Below are 20,363 nucleotides of genomic sequence, written 5' to 3' on the forward strand. Positions count from 1 at the left end.
GAATGCCGGTTGCGTCGTCTGAGCCGGCCGTCGTGGTCGGTCGTCGTGATCGAACGAAAGTCTATCACTTCTTTCGCAAGGTCGTCAGAAATTCGACGACATCAACTAACTCTTGTTCCGAAAGCACTTTCGGTAAATCAGCCGGCATCAAGGACGTGTCCTGCCGGAAAGTCTCGTCGATCTCATCCTGCGGAATAGTGCGGGCGATTCCGTCGGCGCTTCGAATGACAACGGCCTCGTCGGTATCGCTGACGAGCAGCCCTGTCTGAATCTGTCCGTCAACGGTGACCACCGACCACGCCTCATAGTTGTGGCTGATCCCGGCACTGGGATAGACGATCGACTCGAACATCGCCTGCCGCGAAAGTTTGCTGCCGATTTCGCTGAGGTCCGGGCCGACTTCTTTGCCTTCACCATTCACTTTGTGACACTTAATGCAGGTGCCGACGGTCCCGTAGATGACCCGGCCGTGCTTAGGGTCGCCGCGGCGCTTCGCCAGTTCGATCAACGACGGGAGCGGTTTTGCACCTTTGGTTTCCGGAGGCGGGAATTCCTTGGCGGCCGCCTGACGCACATCTGCAAACGACGTCGACCACAAAGCGGCGATCGCAGCGGAACGAAGGGTTGTGTCCAATTTGCCGCTGCGAGCCAGTTCTAGCAGTTCGGCGGCTGACGACTTGCGTTTGCAGAATGCCCGCACGCATTCCCGACGGACGGAGCTATCGGCTTCGGGGTCGAGAATTACCTTTCTCAGCAGTTCCGTCGCGTCGGCCTCGGCTGCCGTGGTCAACGCCTCCGCCATCCTGACCGCCCGCTTGCGATCACCGGAAAGAGTCGCGGCGATTGTGTCACTGACATTCCAGTCAAACAGCAAGGAGACCGCATCGACGGCTTGCTCACTTTGCGGCTGTGAGATCGCGATTTCGACCAGCCTGCCGATCGCGACTTGGCTTGCCAGATCGACGTGCCGGGCAAACTCGATCAGTTCCCGAGGGTTCTCGATTTTGGAATACAGGGAAAAGGCGATCGACTGCATCTGACTGCTCTTATTGATCGCTTTGGGATCGAGTCGCAACAGCGCCAGCCGAACGGTGTCACGACCAGCCGGCGTGCCGAGATCGAGGCCCCCGACCGACACCAATGCGTTCAGCGAGGCACTTCCCGACTGTTTTGGTTGGAAATCGAATGCTCGGAAATACTGTTTCCTCAGCGACGCGTCAGCATGCGAAACCAGTAGCAATTCCTTGAGCAGCTCCGAGGTTTTTATCGCCCGCGAACGCCAGACGATTTCTCGGCCGGGTTTGTCGTCCCAGTCGTCGCCAACTCGGTCGAGCCAGGCACCGAGGCACTCATCCCAACGTCCGCGCGCGGCGATGCCGAGGGCTTCGAGGTACCAGCGGTCTCCGGCCGCGTGCTGTTCGGCCAACTTCGCCCACAATTGGGGCACCTGTTCGTCTTGGCTCTCGCTCAGCGCGATCAGCAGTTCCCGTCGCACCTGCGGCGAGGGATCGTCTATCAATTCTTTGACGGCGACCACCGGGTCGAGACCGACGCGACGCCATGCCCGAATCGCGGTCACACGGAGGTCCGGATCGTCATCGGGAAAGGCGGAGTGCAGGTGGTCTTCGCCGTTGTCGAGCATCGCCAAGAGCCACAGGACACGGGCCCGATAACGTGAGTCGTTCGAGTTTTGCCACCCGAACTTCAGCGCGTCTTCGGCATCTATCCCCATCGACCGCAGAGACTCCCAGGCGATGTACCGCGTCGCAGTATTCGGGCTCGCCAACGCGACGACGACGACGGCGGCGGGGCCTGCGCCCACGAACGACTCCAATGGGGCCGTGTACTCTTGGTTGTCCGGAGTCGAGATTCGAAAGATCCGCCCCCGCTCCGTGTCGCCCATGCGGTGGCCGCCGACACCCGGGTCGTACCAGTCGGAAATGATCAGCGAACCATCCGGGGCGACCGATACGTCGGTCGGACGGAACCATTGGTCGCGCTCGCCGTCGACAACATCTTCGATCGCGGCGGAGAACCCGGCACCGGCGGCTTCGACCGGATAGGCCCGCACGATGTTCGGCCCTGCGTCGGCGTGAATCATCTCGCCGCGGAATCGTTCCGGCAGCAGATAACCTTCATAGATGCACATTCCGCAGGGCGAGCCGGCACCGGTGTGAAGCAGGTTGGGGATGACGCCGGGATCGTTCTGATGCCAGTGGCGCAGCGGCACTTCGGCGTGCCAGCCGGTGCGTGGCTGTCGCCAGCCGGCGCCGGTCAGTTCGTCGCGGTATCCGTAGTTTCCGAACTCCATCACGAAGTTGATGCGGACGCCGCGATTGCCGTCGTCGTCGTTGTCGGATTGCCAGACGTTGCCGAAGCTGTCGACGGCGAGTTCCCAGTTGTTGCGGAAGTTCCAGCCGATGGTTTCAAAGTTCGACCCGTCGAGTTCGCAACGAAACGCCATGCCTTCCTGATAAGGCTTCCGGTTTGCGCGGACCTCGTTGCCCGCTTTGTCGATCACCAGTGATCCGTCCGGCCGACGAATTTGAGAACCGGAATTGCCGAAGTTGAAGTACAGTCGGCCATCCGGGCCGAAGCAGACCGAGTGAATTCCATGATCGTGCTGCTCACCGCCGATGCCGGTGAACATGACCTCTTTGCGGTCCGCCTTCAGGTCGCCGTCATCATCGTAGAGTGATAGGACCTGCCCGTTCGCCGACACAATGACGCGATTACCGAGCACGCAGACGCCGTGCGGCGAGTCGATGTCGGTCCCCTGATAGAAAGTCGATTTGCGATCGGCTTTGCCGTCCCCGTCGGTATCTTCGAGGACGAGAATGCGGTCGCCCTCTTCGCGGGTCGGATTTTCGCGGTTTCGAAACGGACGGTAATTGACGATTTCGCAGACCCACACGCGACCGAGATGGTCGACGTCGATGTTCGACGGATTGAGCAGCATCGGCTCAGCCGCGAACAGAGAGACCTGAAGGTCATCCGGGGTCTGCAGTGGTGCGGTTGAAGATGCGGGCGTGCGATCGTTCGCGACGGCTGATGCCGCCAGAAACGGACCGAGCAAGGTGACAATCAGGCACAATCGCAGTGGCAGATTCAGCATTGGCAGGAGCCGGCGAGGACGGGGTGATCAACCGACTTTGGCATCAGTCGTTGTTGATGCAGTCTAACCGCGGTCCCGACGATCGCCAACAGCGTACGGAGCCGATCCGGGCTGATCGCCCCGAATTCACCGGCTTCGACCAATATCTTCGGTTCCGGACTTCTCAGCGAAACCGACTCGCGCGCAACGAGTCAACCGGCAAACCACCGTCTCGATTCAACGGCGGGGTCGATGAAGAAACTAACTTGCTAGAAGCGATTTCAATACCAGCCAGAGGCGCAAGCCGATGGTCGATCAACCAAAGATTATCCCGACGGCTTGCGCCTCGAGCTTGTATGCCGGGCGATTTGAAACCGCTCTTAGCGGGCCTGATCAAAATTAGCGAAGCTGGAATCGACCAGTGATGGTTTCGCTCTCCCGTTCCCAGCACAGCACTTCGCCATCGTAGCTGCCGGACATCAGGCTGTTCGAATCGACGAATGACACCGAGCAGACCAGGTTGCGGTGTCCGGCAAAGACGGAAATTGGAGTCGAGACATCGCTCGAATCATAAATTCGGACCATTCCGTCGAGACCGCCGACGGCGACGTAACGACCGTCCGGAGAGAAAGCGAGTGATCGAATGCCTTCAGCGGTCGACACGCGACCGAGCTGCTCGAAAGCCTGTGCCTGCAAATCGACGAGCCGAATTTTCCCATCTAAAGCAGAGACCAAGGCCAGTCGGCCATCCTGAGAAATTTCGGCGGCCGTAACGAAGGCCCCCATATCAACCGCGTCGCTTCGCTTCAATCCGCCAACGGGATCAAAACTGTACGAAACGATGTCATTGCCGAACCCGAAGGCGATCGTTGATCCCGACTTCGAAAGGCGAATCGCCTGAACGGGTCCTGCAGCGAGCTGATGCAATTCAGTCACCAACCGATGCTCAAGATCGATCACCGCGAATTCGCCGCGTTCGGTGACCGCGAATGCCGAATGCAGGTGCTCGTCAAATGCGAAGTCCATGACTGCGGCGTCGCCAACGTGCAATTCCCATTCGACGGCGACGGCCGAGGTCTGATCTAAAAATTTGACGGTTCCGTCGGCGAAACCGAACGCCAAAATCGCTCCATCAGAAGAACCGTTCGACGAGACCAGTTCCGGTCCGTCTGAGTACAAGGACGCAACGAACGACACCGCCGAGTTGCGATCGATGATTCGGACGACATCGTCGGAACGGCAGACGGCGAATTCGGCTTTTTCGCCAAAACAAGCGATGTCGCGAATCGGCAGTCCTCGCCAAGATGCTGAGTTGGCCAGTTGAGAGAATTCGTCCTCAGCAAGAGAATCCTCGTTGTCAGACAGTGCCAGCACTCCGAACACCGTGACGATGCCTGCGAGCACAACGGCTAAGACAGCCTCGGGCAGACGAAGAAAGGAACTCTTCGATTCCGCCCAATCCGCATACTGCACGGCAGGGGCGTCTTGATCAGCAATCGCTTGATCAGAAGGCATAGCTCGCTCACGTCCGGAGTGGATCCGGTTTGGCAGGAGAGTCACCGGAGGGATGGTGACAGGTAGGTTTGGTAGGCGGGGCAGCATTCAACACTTTTACGATACAGGAAAAAGCGTGCTACTCCAGAAGTATTTCCTAAATTTGGAGGGCGATTTTCGGCCCTCGCAGCAATAAACCCCAATGATTTTCCAGAGATTCGGCGATTCTGGAAATTAATCGGCTTTTCCGGAATCGACTTCCGACTCCATAGCAAATGCTCGGAGAGAGACCGGAGTCTGCTTTCATTTTGTTCGACTCCGCCCGATCGTGAGGCATATCCCTCACTGGGGTTGGCGATCAATTGAACATGGCGAGACCAGCGGTCGCACCGGGGGTTATCTGGGCTGTGACTCTCGTCCCCACCGGTTCGCCAGATGGAGCAAGACACTGACGCAGCGAGCCATTTCGCCGACGCTCGTCCATTCCAACGGGGAATGGGGGTTGTGCTGGCCGGAGGACAGGTTGGGTGTCGGCAAGCCGAGAGCCGTCAGTTGGGAGCCGTCGGTTCCGCCTCGGATGATCGACAACTTTGGCTCAAGTCCGGCATCGACGACGGCCTGTCGCGCGAGTTCGATCGCCCGCGGTTCGCTCGCAAGTCCGTCTCGCATGTTGCGATATTGCTCGCGAAATTCGAGCACGATCCGGCTGCCCGGATGAGATCGTTCGACGTCATCAGCCAACTGCTTGAGCAGGGTGCGGTACCGAGTCAATCCGTCCTGTTCGAAGTCGCGAATGATGATGCGCACGTTTGCTTCGGCAACGCCTCCGTCGATGGCGTAAGGGTGCAAGAATCCGTCGCGTCCGTCACTCGTCTCGGGACTGTCAGACTGATGCGGTAATCGCGTCAGGAAATCGGACAGGACCCTCAGCGCATTGACCATCACGCCTTTGCCGATTGACGGATGGGTGTTGACGCCTTGGACCGTCACCACGCAGAGGTCGGCCGAAAATGTTTCGACGTCGATTTCCGCGGTGCCGCTGCCATCGAGCGTATAGCCGCAGACCGACCCGATCCGGTTCAGGTCGAGTCCCTCGCATCCTCGGCCGATCTCTTCATCTGTGGTGAAACAGATGCGAATCTCGCCGTGGGGTATTTCAGGGTGCTGTTTGAGCCATGAGGCTGCCGAAAGAATCACCGCGATGCCCGACTTGTCATCGGCCCCAAGTAACGTCGAACCGTCGGTCGTGATGATCGTTCCACCGACAAGGTCATTCAGCGTGGGATTATCGGCCACGCGAATCGTCAAGTTCTCGCCGTTCGGCAGAGGGATATCATTTCCGGAATAGTCTCGATGCACGATCGGAGAGACCTTCTCAGCCGTGTACTCCGGCGACGTGTCGACATGGGCAAACCAGCAGATCGTCGGTGAGTCGACACCCTGGGAAGGTTTTAAAGTCGCATAGACAACACCCTCGGAAGTCCGCTCCACATCGGCGAGACCGAGTGTTTGGCATTCCTGCTCAAGCAACCGGCTTAATTCAAGTTGCTTTGGCGAACTCGGTGACGAGTCGGAGTGCTCATCGGCTTGCGTATCGATTCGGACGTATCGGAGAAATCGCTCCAGCAACTGCTCGCGCGCCGTTTCATCCAGTTTCAGTGCCTGCGTGTCGGTCAAAGGAAACCCTTTCGAACGGAATTCGGCGATCGTGCCGCAACCGGGAATTTGTCCAGTCGCGCCGCCCGAAAATTGATTAGAATGAGGCGTCACGCCAGCGCCCATCGCGCTCGTATTGTCGATTCTGCGCCGCCGGAGGCAACACTGATGGCCATCATGCTCGACGATGTCTCATTCGGGGTCGATATTGCCGGAGAAGGTGAGCCGGTCGTCCTGCTGCACGCGTTCCCTTTAAATCGCGATATGTGGCAGGCGCAACACGGCTCGCTCTGTCAGACGTGTCGGATGATTGTGCCCGACCTGCGCGGTTTCGGGGAAAGCGCGCTGGCGCACGGAACCGTCACAATGGAGCAATATGCCGACGATCTAGCCGGGCTGCTCGATGCGATCGGCTGCAAACACCCGGTGACGCTCTGCGGAGTATCAATGGGCGGTTACATCGCTCTCGCTTTCGCCAAGAAGTACCCCGACCGGCTCAGAGGGCTGGCGCTTTGTCACACGAAGGCCGTGGATGACACCGACGACGCACGCGATGACCGAGAGCGAATCGCAGCCGACGTCCTCCGTAACGGCGTCGAGCGGTTGGTCCGAGAGATGCCGTCGAAAATGTTGTGCGATCATACGCTCGAATCGAAACCCGAAGTCGTCGCCCTCGTTCGCGAGATGATCTGTTCGGCGGCCCCCGAATCGGTCGCTGCGGCGCTGCACGGAATGGCCGCCCGGCCTGATATGACTTCCTTGCTCGCCGAAATTGGTATGCCGACGCTCGTGCTGGCTGGTGAACACGACCAACTTGCACCTCCAAAGATGATGCAGGAAATGGCGGACGAGATTCCTGACGCCCAATTTGCGACCATTGACTCTGCGGCACACTTAAGCCCGCTCGAGAATCCCGACGCGTTCAACGGCGCAATCCGACGATTTCTGCATCGCTGAGCGGGGGACCGACCATCCTTGGCTCGGCAGTACGTAGCCTCACTCTCAGGTGCCTCATTAATTTTCCCCTTGACTATTTACCTGTTTCAACAAATATTATCGCAGTGGCGAATCTTGGGAAACTTGATTCAATTGAATTAGGCAACCCACACACACAGCCGCGACTCACTTGGAGAATCACTGAAATGGCCGCTGAACGACGCTGGAACTTCTTCACCGACCTCGGCCTGCTCGCGATCCGCGGCATGGTCGGCTGGGTTATGTTCTTCCACGGTGCCCAAAAGCTGTGGGGCTGGTTCACGGAGACGGGCGAGCCGGGCCTCGAAGGCTTCAAAGGATTTCTGACGAAACTCGAAATCCCCTATCCGGAATTGAACGCGTATATGGCGGGCGGCACCGAATTTTTCGGCGGTTGCCTTCTCATGGCCGGTCTGATGACCCGCCTCGTTAGTATTCCGGTTGCGATCACCATGGGCGTTGCCGCTTTCGTCGCCCACAGCGGTACATTCAGTAATCAAGCCGGGGGCATGGAGTACGCACTCACATTGATGGTGGTCACGATCGGAATCTTGCTCACAGGTCCCGGACGACTCTCGCTCGATGCGCTCCTGTTTCGCCGCAAGAAACGTCCGACCGCCGATTGATGTCATCACGGAACACCCCACAAGCCCGCAGCGCAAGCAAGGGACATTTCGCTGTGCTCCGATAAGCGCAACGGGACGACCTTTTGAAGAATTGATAGCCCGTGAGCGAATCCCTTGCTCGCGCTGCGGGCTTGTTGGTTCTCATATTTAATTTTCCGCTGCTCGCTTCTCGAGGAACGTTCGATGCTCACGGTGCGCAAGAGCAATGACCGCGGCTACTTCGACCACGGCTGGCTCAAGACGTTTCACACATTCTCGTTCTCTGGCTATCAGGACCCGCGGTACATGGGTTTCCGCTCCTTGCGGGTCATTAATGAGGACGTGATCGAGGCGGGAGGCGGCTTCGGCGAGCATCCTCACCGGGACATGGAGATCATCACCTATGTCACCGGCGGCGTGCTCGCTCACAAAGATAGTACCGGCGGCGGGGGAGAACTCCGCCGCGGCGATGTGCAGGTCATGACCGCCGGCAGCGGCCTCACCCACAGCGAGTTCAATGGCTCAAAGGAGAAACCGGCAAAGCTCCTGCAAATCTGGATCAAGCCGGCCGAGAAGGGTATCGCGCCGCGCTATCAGCAGACGCACTTCGAAGAAAAGCAGAAGCGGAACCGCCTGCAACCGATCGCCTCGCCCGATGAACGGGGCGGCTCGCTCCCTATCGGCCAGGACGCCATCGTTTCAGCGACAATCCTTGAACCCGAAGAGGAATTGAGCGTCGACCTCGCCCCGGACCGTCACGCCTGGATTCAAGTCGTCGACGGCTCCGCCACGGTCAACGGCACCGCGATCAACACCGGCGACGGACTCGCCGTCAGCGAAGAGTCGCACCTGCAGATCGCGACGGAGCAGGGGGCGGAACTGCTGGTATTCGACCTAGCGTGAAGCCATTCGCGATCAGTCTGCAAGCGGTATCAATTCATCGCAGCGGATCGTCGCGATGTCTTTGCCATCCAACTGAAAGGGAATCGGATCCGAGTCTCGGTAAGTCGTTCGCTGCTGATAGTCGGCCGCGATAGCCGAAACGGACGCTTTAGGGTCACGGTAGACTTCAACACTGCGATCGATGGCGTTGACGATCCAATACTCGGGCACGCTCCCAGAGGCGTAAATCGGCCCCTTATCGCGTCGATCGCTCAGCAACGAACGACTGGCAATTTCGATAAGCATTGCAGCGTCGGAAGCTCGCGGTTTCGACTCACGGTAATCGGTGAGAAGACCGCGGATAACGCCGACATCCGGTTCCGGCTCACTATCGTCGAACACGATTGGAGCCTGTTCGGACGTGAAATATCCCGACGGCAATAGCCCGTTGATCAGTTTTTCGACATGATGCAACAGGAACCAATGCGGGTTTTGCATCGCGGGCATGCGAACGATTCTCCCACGCAGCAGTTCAACGCGGCGGTCGCTATCAAAGACACCCGCGTCGATCATGCGTTGATACTGTTCGACGGTAAAACGAACCGCTCTCGACCCATCATCGGGTGGCGCGCTCGAAGTCGAAGTCTCTAACTTTGCTGATGCGGGCATAGCTGCGGCGGTTGAACGATCTAATGGACGATCCGGGAATCATTCGCACGATATCGCTTCCGGTTTATTGTACAACGGTGGTCTCCGGACCGCACGGTCTTATCGCACTCATCGCATTGTGAGTTCCGTTTCAGGTGGAAGACATGCTCAATCGTTGGCTCTTCATGCTCATGCTTGCCGTTGCGCTGGCGCCGGGCGCTGTTTTTTGCGACGACAAGTCATCGGTTTGGGCACCGGACGATTGGGCAACGCTGGACGAATCAAATGTCGTCACGCGGATCGCCTTCGGATCGTGCGCGAAACAATTTCGCCCGCAGCCGATTTGGAAGGCGATTCTGGAATCCGATCCCGACCTGTTCATCCTGCTCGGCGACAATATTTACGGCGATACCGAAGACATGGACGTCATGCGGGACAAGTACCGGCAGTTTGCCGCGGTCCCGGGCTTCACGAAGCTGCGGCAGAAGGTTCCGGTCCTCGCCACGTGGGATGACCATGACTACGGGGCCAACGATGCCGGGGCCGAATACCCGAAGAAAGCCGAATCACAGCAGGTCTTCCTCGACTTCTTCGGCGAACCGGAGGGCAGCGAGCGCCGAAAAACCCCGGGGATTTATGACGCGAAAATCATCGGCCCGCCGGGGAAGCGCGTGCAAATTATTTTGCTCGATACGCGGTATTTCCGCGGGCCGTTAAAGATGAGAGAAAATTTCGGCAATCGAGCCGGCGGAACGTTTGGGCCTTATGCCTTCGGCTGCGGCGATGGCACCTTACTTGGCGAAGAACAGTGGCAATGGCTGGAGGAGCAACTCCAGTCGCCCGCCGAACTGCGAGTGATTTGCAGCAGCATTCAGTTCCTCTCCTCACAACACGGATTCGAAAAGTGGAACAACTTTCCGGAAGAGGTCGACCGCTTCAATAAGTTGCTTGCTAAAGACGGAGTCGGTCCAGTGATCTTTCTTTCCGGCGATCGTCACCACGCGGAGATTTCGAGTCATGTTTTAAGAGTCGGCAAACCTGCAGCTTTTCGAGAGATCATTGACCTCACGTCGAGCAGTTTGAACTCGCCGACTACGTGGCTCAATGAAATTAATGAGCACCGTTTCGGCTCCGTCTATCGAGGCGAAAATTTTGGCTTTGTCGAGATTCGCTGGGGTTCCCAGTTCCCCCTTACACTCGACTACCCACATGCGGCAATCGTATGCCAGATCCGTTCGCTGAAGGGTGAGCCTGTGATTCAACTACCTCCTATTGCTTTATCGAATTTAGTGCCGAGTCGCTTGTTTGCACCGGCTGAGAACGACGCGGGGGAGCACGACCAGTAAACCGACTCTCACGCAAACGACTCCGGTCGCTGACGCTCTCGGCTCGCCTTAATCACTCTCGACACTAGACCCTCGACCCTCGACACAACCATGTCCAAACAACACCCGCCGCGCTTTCTTGAAATCTGTGAAGACGCTCGCACACGCGTGACCGAGACCGACGTGCCAATGATTAAGCAGCGGCTTGATGCGGGCGAGTCGTTCGAACTCGTCGACGTCCGCGAAGAAAGTGAATACGCCGCGGGACATATTCCCGGCGCCAGGCATCTCGGCAAGGGTGTGATCGAACGCGATATCGAAGAGGCGATTCCCGAGACGTTGACTGAAATCGTCCTCTACTGCGGCGGCGGATTTCGTTCCGCGCTCGCCGCCGACAACCTGCAGAAGATGGGCTACACCAACGTCCTCAGCATGGACGGCGGGATGCGCGGTTGGAAGGAGGAGGGGTATGATGTGGAGAAATAGCGAAGCGCTCCCTGTCGGTCGCGGCTAAACGCCGTTGCTCTGGACCCTAGCCTCTCGACTCTGGACTGTTAGGAATCGAGGCCTTCCTCGATTGCTTCTTCGAAGTATTCGACGACCCGGCTCACGGGCACGCCCCACAGGTCGGACATCAGCAGCGGACCGCCGATGGCGATTCGCTTCAGTCCCGCCACCGGCACATCGAGGGCGACGGCCAACTGCGTCTGCCAGTCGGACGGCCAACCTTCGAGTTGCCGCTGGGCGGCGGGGTGATCGTTGCGATGGGCGTGTTTCGCGGTCACCGCCTCGTAGGCGTCGAGCCGCGATTCATCGGTGATCTCTTCGCCATCGACGTCTAGCTTCATGAAAAAGCAGACGACAGGGTCGAGGTCGACATCGACCAGCGCGGAGACCATCCGCAGTTCTTCGCCGATCGCGACGTCAAACACATTCGTCCCGGAGCGACTTTCCCAGACCGCTTCGGCCGCGTCCGTCGGAACCCGGCGGAGTTGACCGTGTAAGTCGACAACAAAATAGACGAGATTCATCTCTCGTCCTCCCGGATAGATAAACTTGGCAGTGACGCTGCAATTCTAGGCACCCGGTCGCTCCATGCAGAGGGGGTCGAAGAGCGAAAAAATCGACAAGCCGCCGATTTTCCCCGACATTCGATGAGACCGCGTCGATTCCGCATCACTTGATCACGTTCGCTCATTCCGGTTGCAGTTTGTATGCCGAAAGCTCCGGCGGGCAGCCGTAGCGTAACGGAATTTGGCCCGAAAGGCCGCGTGAAACGCACATCAGCGTTCGACCGATCTCGTAACACCCGCCGGAGTAACGCGTCCCGAAGCGGCTGGGCGAGTAAATCGGTCCGAGGATCGGAAAGCGTATCTGACCGCCGTGATTGTGACCGGCCAGCATCAAATCGACTCTGGATCGCTGCGCAAAACCGATTCGATCCGGCGTATGAGCGAGCAATAAGCGAAATTCGGCGGCGGTATCGCCGATCGGCGGGATTTCCCCCATCCAGGGGCGCTCGTCGCCGCCGATGGCGATCGCACTGCCGTTGTGATCGATCGTAACGACCCGGCCTGCCACGTTCGTCCATCCGACCCGTTCGAAGGACTCCCGCACGGCTTGCGGACCCTTGCGCCAATCGTGATTGCCCAGGATGAAATAGCGGCCGAGCGGAGCTTCGAGGCGACCGAACGTTTTCGGTAGCCAGTCCAGCCGATCCAGATCGTCGATAAGATCGCCCGTGAATACGAGCAGATCAGGTGCCAGTAATCGTACCCGCTCGCAGACGGCTTCAAAGAAGGCGAGGTCGATCCCACCGAGGAAGTGCGAGTCAGACAACTGAACGATCCGCAGGCCGTCAAACGCTTTGGGCAGGTTCCGAATCGCAAGCGTTCGCTCAAGGACTTCGAACGTCCGAGACTCGTTTCCCGGTAAACGGGCGATTCGACCCATGATTCCGGTCGGCTCCTCCCCAAGCGAGGGCGGGGGAGGGACGACTAATTCCTGCTGTTCGTCTACGACCGCGCGGGGTCGAGAACGCGTCACGTTCCGGAGACTACCGATCGCCAGCGAAACGAGTCCGCCAATGCAGAACCCGGCATAGGCGGTCCAAAACGGCGAAGGCCGCGCGGCAAATCGAGACGCGAACTCCGGTTCCCAAGGGCGCTCGAGAATCAAGAAGGCGATCGGGACACCGAACATCGCAGCGAAGTGAATTAGGATTCCAAGTTTGTCGGCAAGCCCGCGGTGGGCGAACCCCTGATAGCGGTTGATGCACGCCGCCAGGAATGCCGCGTGCCCGATGGCTAGCAGCAGAAGAATCGGAATCGAAAGCAGGTACATGGCGGCTCGGGTGGCGGTGGGGATGGCCGCGCGGATTCTAGTGACTGGCCCCGATCACTGGAAGACGCGACGATCCGACACACTCGCTGCGGCGGCGTGACATTCGGAGCGAACGTCTACAATCGCTCGTGCCAAGGCGGGATTTAACTCCTTGCGGATACCGCCAGAGAAAAACCCCTCGCTCGCGCTGCGGGCTTGTTCAGTATTCCTCTCGACTCTAGACCCTCGACTCTCGACTGCAAAATGGGCTATCGCAATCTGACGCAATGCGTCGAAGACCTCGAGCGGTCCGGGCAGCTTGTCCGCATTGCCGAAGAGATCGACCCGCATCTCGAAATGGCCGAAATTCATCGGAGGGTCTACCAGGCGGGCGGTCCGGCCCTGCTGTTCGAACGGCCGAAAGGCGGCCGATTCCCGATGGTCAGCAATTTGTTCGGGACGTTCGATCGCGCGAAGTTTCTGTTTCGCGATGCGCTGCGAGCCGTCGAGCACCTCGTCGAATTGAAAATCGATCCCGCGAATCTCGCGAAGAATCCTTGGCGATACCGCGATATTTTTCGCCCCGCGATGTCGATGCTGCCGCGGAAAGTGTCGCGTGGACCGATCCTCGCGAAAGAGTGCAAACTGTCGGAATTGCCGCAGCTCGTCTGCTGGCCCGATGACGGCGGGCCGTTCGTCACGCTACCGGAGGTCTATTCGGAAGACCCCGCCGCACCGGGTCTGATGAAATCGAACCTCGGCATGTATCGGGTGCAGCTTGCGGGCAATGACTACGACCCCGAGGGGCAGGTCGGGCTGCACTATCAGCTCCATCGCAGCATCGGCGTTCATCATGCGAAGGCGATCGAGCATGGCGAGCCGTTTCACGTCAACATCTTCGTGGGAGGCAGCCCCGCGATGATGCTCGCCGCCGTGATGCCGTTGCCCGAGGGGATGTCCGAACTGACCTTCGCCGGGGCTCTCTCCAAGCGAGCGATTCGAATGGTCAAACAGAAGGATCGTCCCGCGATCTACGCCGAGGCCGACTTCTGCATCTGCGGCACCGTCGATCCCAACCGGCAGATGCCCGAGGGACCCTTCGGTGACCACCTCGGCTATTACGCCAAGGTACATGACTTCCCGGTGCTGATTGTCGACAAGGTCTACCACCGCGATGGGGCGATCTGGCCTTTCACCGTCGTAGGTCGACCGCCGCAGGAGGACACGTCGTTTGGCAAGCTGATTCACGAGTTGACCGGCCCCGCCATCCCGACCGTGATCCCCGGCGTCCACGGCGTCAACGCGGTCGATGAGTCTGGCGTGCATCCATTACTGCTTGCGATCGGCAGCGAACGCTACGTGCCCTACGCATCGAAGCGACAACCCCAAGAACTCCTCACGATCGCCAACGCGATCCTGGGGCAGGGGCAACTCTCGCTGGCGAAGTACCTCTTGATTGCCGCGAAGGAGGATGCCCCGGACCTCAACGTCGAAAACGTGCCGCAGATGTTCGACCACATCCTCCGCCGAGTCGACTGGACCCGCGATCTGCACTTTCAGACGCGGACGACCATCGACACGCTCGACTACTCCGGCACAGGCTTCAACGAGGGTTCCAAGCTCGTGATCGCGGCAGCCGGTGAGCCGCGGCGGGAACTACCGACGGAACTGCCGTCGATGTCACTACCCGACGGCTTCGACCAACCGCAGCTTCTCGCCCCGGGGATTGTGGTCGTCCAGGGGCCAAAGTACGCGAGCGAAGAGCAGGGGAGAGACACCGCCGTCCGCCGATTCTGCGAGAAACTGCCGCTCGACCACGCGCTAAACCGCTTTCCGCTGGTCGTGATCGCCGATGACAGCGAGTTCACGGCTCAGAGCTGGCACAACTTCTTGTGGGTGACGTTCACCCGTTCCAACCCGGCGACCGATATCGAAGGCGTCGGGTCGTTCATCGAAGACAAGCACTGGGGCTGCCGCGGCTCACTGGTCATCGACGCCCGCATCAAACCCCACCACGCCCCGCCTCTGATCGAAGACCCCGAGGTCACCCGCCGCGTCGACAAATTAGCCGCCCCCGGCGGCCCATTGCACGGCTTGTTTTGAGCCGTACCGACAACTCACATTGGGTGGCTGGGGACGGCATGGATGCCGCCCCCAGAGCTATGGCGGCATCGCCTCGTGTATTGCCTCGAATTCGAAACTCTGCACGGCGATCACTGGGGGCGGCGAAAGCGCCGTCCCCAGCCACCCGCCGCTCTCACCGGTCCGTTTTCCATTGCTCGTGGGTGCCGGGGGTGTGTCACCCCCGCAGTGTTCGGTGGGCTTTCTCCTTGCATCGCGTGCACTCGATGTGCGAAGCCTGTCGGGTCAGCCAATGGTGCAAAGAGTGCGCGGGCATCCCACTGCGGGGGCGACACGCACCCCGCCACCCCATCAACAAGCCGCGGTTCCTGGGAACCGAGGACCAATCAAGGGGCGAAGCGACGAGCACTCACGAATCCACACCCCGCACTCGATCACCATTTCTCAGAAAGCGATGCTTGCTGCGGCCCCCATGCAGCCGCGACTGGTAAGGAGCGGATCACGTCGCGGGGTCGCATCGCGTGCGGCGGCTTTGCCCTGATCCGCTTACTGCCGTGCGCGGCTTCATTTCGGGTGAGCACTTATGGCGCCCAAGGCAAATATCTTGCATACCCGACGCGATTGAATCTCGAAGCACCTTAGCGATCAGAGCCAACCGCCTTAGTGATCCGCGTTCCGGGGACGGGGACATTAATGATCCGATCATCATTTAGCCAGAAGTCGTCCCGTTCGAGCAATGCTTTAAGCGGCCACTCGACCGTAAGCGTGCCGTATGTTAGACGGACTCCGTACCGATCAGGCGGAAAACTCTGTCGATCGACGAGCGGTCCCTTCGAAAACCCGGTGAAAATTTCGCACGTTAACTCCGTAGAGTGAGATTCGTCGGGCGATGCTTCAACTAATACTTCGCCAGTCAAAAGTTCGACAATCGCAATCTGATCTGGATTCGCGTGCTGAAGTGGAAATTCATCAGATTGGAAAACCTGAAAGGTCACCGTTGCTCGACCGGTCCCTCTTGCACTCTGCAGCAACGGAATAGCGCTAAGATGCAGGCACAGAAGCAACCCGAGGCCGATCCACACCCAACGTGATCGCCACCACGGTCTTGCCGAAATCGCTGGCGAATTGACTCCGCTCATGGAACGCCCGTATTCGATGCATCTTCGCGAGGGAAATGCTGATCTGGTATCGTCGCGGTCTTCACGCTACTGCAAAGATTGACACCATGCACCTCATCGCCACGGCCGCGTTCGGCCTGGAAGCCGTTGTTGCTCGGGAGCTTGCGGCTCTCGGGTACGAAGACACCTCCACGACCGACGGGCGGATTGCGTTCGAGGCGGATGCGTCGGCGATTGCGCGGTGCAACCTGTGGTTGCGGTCGGCGAACCGGGTGTTGGTTCGCGTGGCGGAGTTTCCGGCAGGGGATTTCGACGAACTGTTCGAAGGCATGCAGGGGATTGATTGGCGGGAGTGGCTGCCGCCCGATGCGGCGTTTCCGGTGACGGTGGGGAGCCGGCATTCCGCACTCACTCACACCCCGAGTTGCCAGTCGGTCGCGAAGAAAGCGGTCGTCGAGGCCCTACGGAAGCAGCACAACGTGACGGAACTCCCCGAGACCGGGCCGACGGTGCCGATCTCGATTTCGCTGCACAAGGATGTCGCCACCGTCGCACTCGACACCAGTGGCGAGGGGCTGCACCGTCGGGGTTACCGGACGCAAAGCGGCTCGGCCCCCCTGCGGGAGACGCTCGCGGCTGCGCTGGTGCAGCTCAGCGTGTGGAACCGTGACCGACCGTTCATGGACCCTTGCTGCGGCAGCGGGACGATCGCGATTGAGGCGGCTTTACTGGGTCGAAACATCGCCCCCGGCGGCCATAGGACTTTTGTTTCGCAGGCGTGGGGTTCGCTGCCGGATAGCATTTGGGACGAAGCGCAGACCGAGGCTCAGGACCTCGTCACAGATTCCTTCGAGTCGCCGCTGCTTGCGACCGACATCGCCCCCGCGGTGCTGCGGATCGCGCGGGAAAACGCCGAGCGAGCCGGGGTCGCCGACGACATTCATTTTCAGCAGAAACCGCTGGCCGAGGCCTCCTCGGCCAAGAAGTACGGCGTGCTGATCACCAACCCGCCGTACGGCGAGCGGTTGGGGAACGCGGCTGCGGCGAGCAACGTGAATCGCCAACTGTCGGAGTTGTTCGAGCGACTAGAAAACTGGTCATTTTTCGTACTGGCGGCTGATCGGGGCTTCGATCGGGCGATCGGCAGGAAGGCGACGCGGCGGCGAAAACTGTATAACGGAACGATCGAATGCACCTACCATCAATTCCTCGGCCCGCGACCGCCGAAGCGGCGTGACCTCGCTGATGCCGAAAGCGAAACCGCGACCGAACCGAATTTAACGGAGAATAACTCATGAAGAGCCAACGAGTCTTAAGCGTCGGGCAGTGCGCTCCCGACAATATGTCACTGCGGTCGTTCCTGACTGAGACTTTCGATGTCAGTTGGGATACCGCTGACAGCAAGAGCCAGGCGATCGAGATGTCGAAGGCGGAGGAATACGCCCTCGTGCTCGTCAATCGCAAACTCGATGCCGATTATTCCGAAGGCATGGAAGTCCTCAAAGCAATTAAGACGGCCGAGGAAACCGCCGAGACGCCTGTCATGATCGTGTCGAACTTCGAAGACGCCCAGAAGACCGCCGTCGGAGTGGGCGCAGAGTACGGCTTCGGGAAGAATGAGATTGGCAACGACGAGGTCGTCGATCGACTGAAGCCCTACCTCGGCGAGCCGAAGAAGTAAGCCGATGCTGAATTCGTTTCTCGAAACTGTGAAAGTGAAGTCGGCTCGCGTGGGCGTGATCGGTCTCGGCTATGTCGGGCTGCCGTTGTCGCGAGCCTTTATCGACGGCGGACTTAAAGTCATCGGCTTTGACGTCGACCGCGTCAAGATTGACAAGCTGCTCGCTGGAACGAGCTATATCCGCGGCCTGCCCGATGAACAACTTAATGAGTGGCGGCATCACGACTGCTTCGAGCCGACCGACGATATGACCCGGCTATCGGAGCCGGACGCACTCTTAATTTGCGTTCCGACGCCGCTCGACGAAGATCGTTCACCCGACCTGAAATATGTGATCAGCACGGCTGAGCAGATCGCGAAAGCCTTGCGACCGGGGCAGTTGGTCGTACTGGAGAGCACGACCTATCCGACGACCACGCGGGACATCGTGCTGCCTATACTGGAGCGGAGCGGCCTAACGGTCGGTGAGGACTTTTTTCTAGCCTACAGCCCGGAGCGCGAAGACCCCGGCAACCCCTCACATACGGCTTCTGTCATCCCCAAGGTCGTCGGCGGAATTGATGAAGGCAGCCTGAGAGCCGCGGTCGCACTTTATGAGAACGCCGTTGTCTCGGTGGTCCCTGTCAGCTCGCCCGAGATCGCTGAAGCATCGAAGATATTGGAGAACACTTATCGGGCGGTGAATATCGCGCTGGTCAATGACTTAAAAATGCTCTTCGACCGGATGGGAATCGATGTCTGGGAGGTGATCGAAGCGGCCAAGACGAAGCCGTTCGGCTTTCAGGCGTTTTATCCGGGTCCGGGATTGGGCGGGCATTGCATCCCGATCGACCCGTTTTACCTATCGTGGCTGGCTCGCAAGCAGAATATGACGACACGGTTCATCGAACTGGCCGGCGAGGTCAATTCGCGGATGCCGGACTATGTCATCCGCCGCCTGATGATTTTTTTAAACGAAACGGGCAAGGCGGTCCGCGGCAGCAAAATCTGCGTGCTGGGGTTGGCCTATAAAAAAGATGTCGACGACCCGCGCGAAAGTCCCTCCTTCGAATTAATTGAAAAGCTGCAGGAACTGGGAGCCGAAGTTTCTTACAGCGATCCCTATATCCCCGTCGCCCCGACGATGCGCAAACACGCGATCGCCGGGCTGGAGAGCCGCGAGCTTACGCCGGACTTTTTGAAGTCATTAGACGCCGTCTTAATTGCGACCGATCACACGGACTTCGATTACGACTTGATTGCCGAGCACTCCTCACTGGTGATTGATACACGGAATGCGATGAAAAAAGCGGAGGCCAGAAACAATATTCGTAAAGCATAGTCGTCGGACTCACGCGTAACTGTCGCCGTAGTGGCTCCCTCAAGCCGAGTTGGTTACATGCCATTTTGGTATTTCTCTACGGAATTCGAAGCATCCCACCTCGGCCAGGCACTCGTGGAAGTTGAGTGCGAGAAGTGCGGCTGCGAATACTATTTTGAGCTCGCCCGCCAAGGCGTTGGCCACGTTTCCTCGCCCTATGGGATCGGCACTTCAAAAGCCGAAGCCGTGGCAGAGGAGAAAGCGGAGTCGAATCTCAATGACCGAATCAGCAGCGAAGCCGAGTTAGTTCCTTGCCCGTCGTGCCATTGGATTAACGAAGACCTCGTTCGAGGATACCGTCTCACGAAGTTGCGAGGGTGGTCGACCGCAGCCTTCTCGATTGCGATCATTGGGATCGCGGGCTCTCTGGTTGCCACATGGTGCATCATGAACGGGCCACCGCCTGACAGATCGGCTGCCCCGATGGTCGCCATCTGCGGGCCTGTAATTTCGATAGCGGTTGCCGTTGGGATTTTCCTATTAAGAAACGGCATTCGATCGGCGATACGACCGAACAAAAATTTTCCTGCTCCGCCGAAAGTCCCGGCTGGAACACCGCCCGCACTAAAATTTGACGACGACACGGAAAGTTTCGTGCCTATCGCTGCCGATGACATCCGGGACTCAGAGACCGGAGGCTGGCAGACGATACAGATCGGTCGTGTTGAATGGCCGCAAAAATGCTGCTGCTGCCTGAAAAGCGAGGAGGATGACAATACTGAACTCGAACTGGCGAACCCAACGACTCCCGAATTGGGGATACTTGCTTGCAAGGAATGCCGTCGCCGACAGGCAAGGCAATCAAATATCATTGGCCTCGCGATGACCGCGTTCGGTTCAATTGTCGTCTATTCGATATTCTCACTTTTATTGCCCAGAGAAATAGCTTTTTGGGTACTTTTCGTGACCGGAGTTTGGATCGTCGCGTTGATTTGCTTTTATGTCAGCAACCGCTTGACGGCGCTCGCCCCAACTCGGTGTGTCGACGCCAGTCGCGGTGTGCATCAGGTCAAAATTAAGAATCCCGACTTGATTCTGACCGTTGCGTCTGGCGCAGTCGCGAGTTGACGTTCGACAATTTGATTAGGCGGATGAAATCGCCTTTAAGGGTCAGGCACTGC

Annotated in this window: 16 protein-coding genes; 10 read left to right on the forward strand and 6 right to left on the reverse strand. The window is 58.9% G+C overall.

What is annotated here, in order from left to right:
* Positions 1-64: 64 nt before the first annotated feature.
* The 3 genes from Pan189_RS16800 to pepT form a co-directional block, all read right to left on the reverse strand.
* Positions 65-3,115 carry a PVC-type heme-binding CxxCH protein gene (locus tag Pan189_RS16800; protein WP_145365239.1) on the reverse strand — a complete coding sequence of 1,017 codons (3,051 nt, stop codon included), beginning with the start codon at positions 3,113-3,115 and terminating at the stop codon, positions 65-67.
* 378 nt (positions 3,116-3,493) lie between these two features.
* Positions 3,494-4,609 (reverse strand): WD40 repeat domain-containing protein, encoded by a 1,116-nt coding sequence (locus Pan189_RS16805; RefSeq protein WP_310820671.1) that lies wholly within the window; start codon positions 4,607-4,609, stop codon positions 3,494-3,496.
* Positions 4,610-4,984: 375 nt separating this feature from the next.
* Positions 4,985-6,265, reverse strand: a complete 1,281-nt coding sequence (gene pepT, locus Pan189_RS16810) for a peptidase T (RefSeq protein WP_310820672.1) — start codon at positions 6,263-6,265, stop codon at positions 4,985-4,987.
* A gap of 147 nt (positions 6,266-6,412) precedes the next feature.
* Between pepT and Pan189_RS16815 the strand changes: the two genes are divergently transcribed.
* The 3 genes from Pan189_RS16815 to Pan189_RS16825 all read left to right on the forward strand — a co-directional run bounded on the left by Pan189_RS16815 (position 6,413) and on the right by Pan189_RS16825 (position 8,727).
* Entirely contained in the window at positions 6,413-7,201 is a 789-nt protein-coding gene (locus Pan189_RS16815; protein ID WP_310820673.1) for an alpha/beta fold hydrolase, read from the forward strand.
* A 185-nt stretch (positions 7,202-7,386) separates the two neighbouring features.
* Positions 7,387-7,845 (forward strand): DoxX family protein, encoded by a 459-nt coding sequence (locus Pan189_RS16820; RefSeq protein WP_145365247.1) that lies wholly within the window; start codon positions 7,387-7,389, stop codon positions 7,843-7,845.
* A 183-nt stretch (positions 7,846-8,028) separates the two neighbouring features.
* Entirely contained in the window at positions 8,029-8,727 is a 699-nt protein-coding gene (locus Pan189_RS16825; protein WP_145365249.1) for a pirin family protein, read from the forward strand.
* A gap of 12 nt (positions 8,728-8,739) precedes the next feature.
* Here the strand turns inward: Pan189_RS16825 and Pan189_RS16830 are convergent, their stop codons facing one another.
* Positions 8,740-9,375 (reverse strand): Uma2 family endonuclease, encoded by a 636-nt coding sequence (locus Pan189_RS16830; protein WP_145365250.1) that lies wholly within the window; start codon positions 9,373-9,375, stop codon positions 8,740-8,742.
* A 143-nt stretch (positions 9,376-9,518) separates the two neighbouring features.
* Between Pan189_RS16830 and Pan189_RS16835 the strand changes: the two genes are divergently transcribed.
* Together Pan189_RS16835 and Pan189_RS16840 are read left to right on the forward strand one after the other, a co-directional pair.
* A complete protein-coding gene (locus Pan189_RS16835; protein ID WP_145365252.1) occupies positions 9,519-10,700 on the forward strand; it encodes an alkaline phosphatase D family protein in 1,182 nt (393 codons plus the stop codon).
* 90 nt (positions 10,701-10,790) lie between these two features.
* Entirely contained in the window at positions 10,791-11,165 is a 375-nt protein-coding gene (locus tag Pan189_RS16840; protein ID WP_145365254.1) for a rhodanese-like domain-containing protein, read from the forward strand.
* 68 nt (positions 11,166-11,233) lie between these two features.
* Here Pan189_RS16840 and Pan189_RS16845 read toward each other — a convergent pair whose 3' ends face one another.
* Together Pan189_RS16845 and Pan189_RS16850 are read right to left on the reverse strand one after the other, a co-directional pair.
* Positions 11,234-11,710 carry a hypothetical protein gene (locus Pan189_RS16845; protein WP_145365256.1) on the reverse strand — a complete coding sequence of 159 codons (477 nt, stop codon included), beginning with the start codon at positions 11,708-11,710 and terminating at the stop codon, positions 11,234-11,236.
* Positions 11,711-11,873: 163 nt separating this feature from the next.
* Positions 11,874-13,022 (reverse strand): metallophosphoesterase, encoded by a 1,149-nt coding sequence (locus Pan189_RS16850; protein WP_145365258.1) that lies wholly within the window; start codon positions 13,020-13,022, stop codon positions 11,874-11,876.
* Positions 13,023-13,265: 243 nt separating this feature from the next.
* On the opposite strand from Pan189_RS16850, the gene Pan189_RS16855 reads away from it, so the two are divergent.
* From Pan189_RS16855 to Pan189_RS16875, 5 genes are all read left to right on the forward strand, one after another.
* The gene (locus tag Pan189_RS16855; protein ID WP_145365260.1) at positions 13,266-15,104 is read left to right on the forward strand and encodes a UbiD family decarboxylase; all 1,839 of its coding nucleotides are present in this window, start codon (positions 13,266-13,268) and stop codon (positions 15,102-15,104) included.
* Between the two features lie 1,204 nt (positions 15,105-16,308).
* Positions 16,309-17,499, forward strand: coding sequence for a THUMP domain-containing class I SAM-dependent RNA methyltransferase (locus Pan189_RS16860; protein ID WP_145365261.1), 1,191 nt, complete (start codon positions 16,309-16,311; stop codon positions 17,497-17,499).
* The gene (locus tag Pan189_RS16865; protein WP_145365262.1) at positions 17,496-17,882 is read left to right on the forward strand and encodes a PleD family two-component system response regulator; all 387 of its coding nucleotides are present in this window, start codon (positions 17,496-17,498) and stop codon (positions 17,880-17,882) included. The genes Pan189_RS16860 and Pan189_RS16865 overlap by 4 nt, the downstream gene beginning before the upstream one ends.
* A gap of 4 nt (positions 17,883-17,886) precedes the next feature.
* Complete coding sequence (locus Pan189_RS16870) at positions 17,887-19,203, forward strand: nucleotide sugar dehydrogenase (protein WP_145365263.1); 1,317 nt, start codon at positions 17,887-17,889, stop codon at positions 19,201-19,203.
* 57 nt (positions 19,204-19,260) lie between these two features.
* Complete coding sequence (locus Pan189_RS16875) at positions 19,261-20,310, forward strand: hypothetical protein (RefSeq protein WP_145365264.1); 1,050 nt, start codon at positions 19,261-19,263, stop codon at positions 20,308-20,310.
* The last annotated feature ends 53 nt before the right edge of the window (positions 20,311-20,363 follow it).

The sequence above is a fragment of the Stratiformator vulcanicus genome (genome assembly GCF_007744515.1).
GTDB classification, from domain to species: domain Bacteria; phylum Planctomycetota; class Planctomycetia; order Planctomycetales; family Planctomycetaceae; genus Stratiformator; species Stratiformator vulcanicus.

Coding starts and splice junctions, on each gene's coding strand:
- Pan189_RS16800 (WP_145365239.1), bottom strand. CDS start 3,115: ATGCTGAATCTGCCACTGCGATTGTGCCTGATTGTCACCTTGCTCGGT.
- Pan189_RS16805 (WP_310820671.1), bottom strand. CDS start 4,609: ATGCCTTCTGATCAAGCGATTGCTGATCAAGACGCCCCTGCCGTGCAG.
- Pan189_RS16815 (WP_310820673.1), top strand. CDS start 6,413: ATGGCCATCATGCTCGACGATGTCTCATTCGGGGTCGATATTGCCGGA.
- Pan189_RS16820 (WP_145365247.1), top strand. CDS start 7,387: ATGGCCGCTGAACGACGCTGGAACTTCTTCACCGACCTCGGCCTGCTC.
- Pan189_RS16825 (WP_145365249.1), top strand. CDS start 8,029: ATGCTCACGGTGCGCAAGAGCAATGACCGCGGCTACTTCGACCACGGC.
- Pan189_RS16830 (WP_145365250.1), bottom strand. CDS start 9,375: ATGCCCGCATCAGCAAAGTTAGAGACTTCGACTTCGAGCGCGCCACCC.
- Pan189_RS16835 (WP_145365252.1), top strand. CDS start 9,519: ATGCTCAATCGTTGGCTCTTCATGCTCATGCTTGCCGTTGCGCTGGCG.
- Pan189_RS16840 (WP_145365254.1), top strand. CDS start 10,791: ATGTCCAAACAACACCCGCCGCGCTTTCTTGAAATCTGTGAAGACGCT.
- Pan189_RS16845 (WP_145365256.1), bottom strand. CDS start 11,710: ATGAATCTCGTCTATTTTGTTGTCGACTTACACGGTCAACTCCGCCGG.
- Pan189_RS16850 (WP_145365258.1), bottom strand. CDS start 13,022: ATGTACCTGCTTTCGATTCCGATTCTTCTGCTGCTAGCCATCGGGCAC.
- Pan189_RS16855 (WP_145365260.1), top strand. CDS start 13,266: ATGGGCTATCGCAATCTGACGCAATGCGTCGAAGACCTCGAGCGGTCC.
- Pan189_RS16860 (WP_145365261.1), top strand. CDS start 16,309: ATGCACCTCATCGCCACGGCCGCGTTCGGCCTGGAAGCCGTTGTTGCT.
- Pan189_RS16865 (WP_145365262.1), top strand. CDS start 17,496: ATGAAGAGCCAACGAGTCTTAAGCGTCGGGCAGTGCGCTCCCGACAAT.
- Pan189_RS16870 (WP_145365263.1), top strand. CDS start 17,887: ATGCTGAATTCGTTTCTCGAAACTGTGAAAGTGAAGTCGGCTCGCGTG.
- Pan189_RS16875 (WP_145365264.1), top strand. CDS start 19,261: ATGCCATTTTGGTATTTCTCTACGGAATTCGAAGCATCCCACCTCGGC.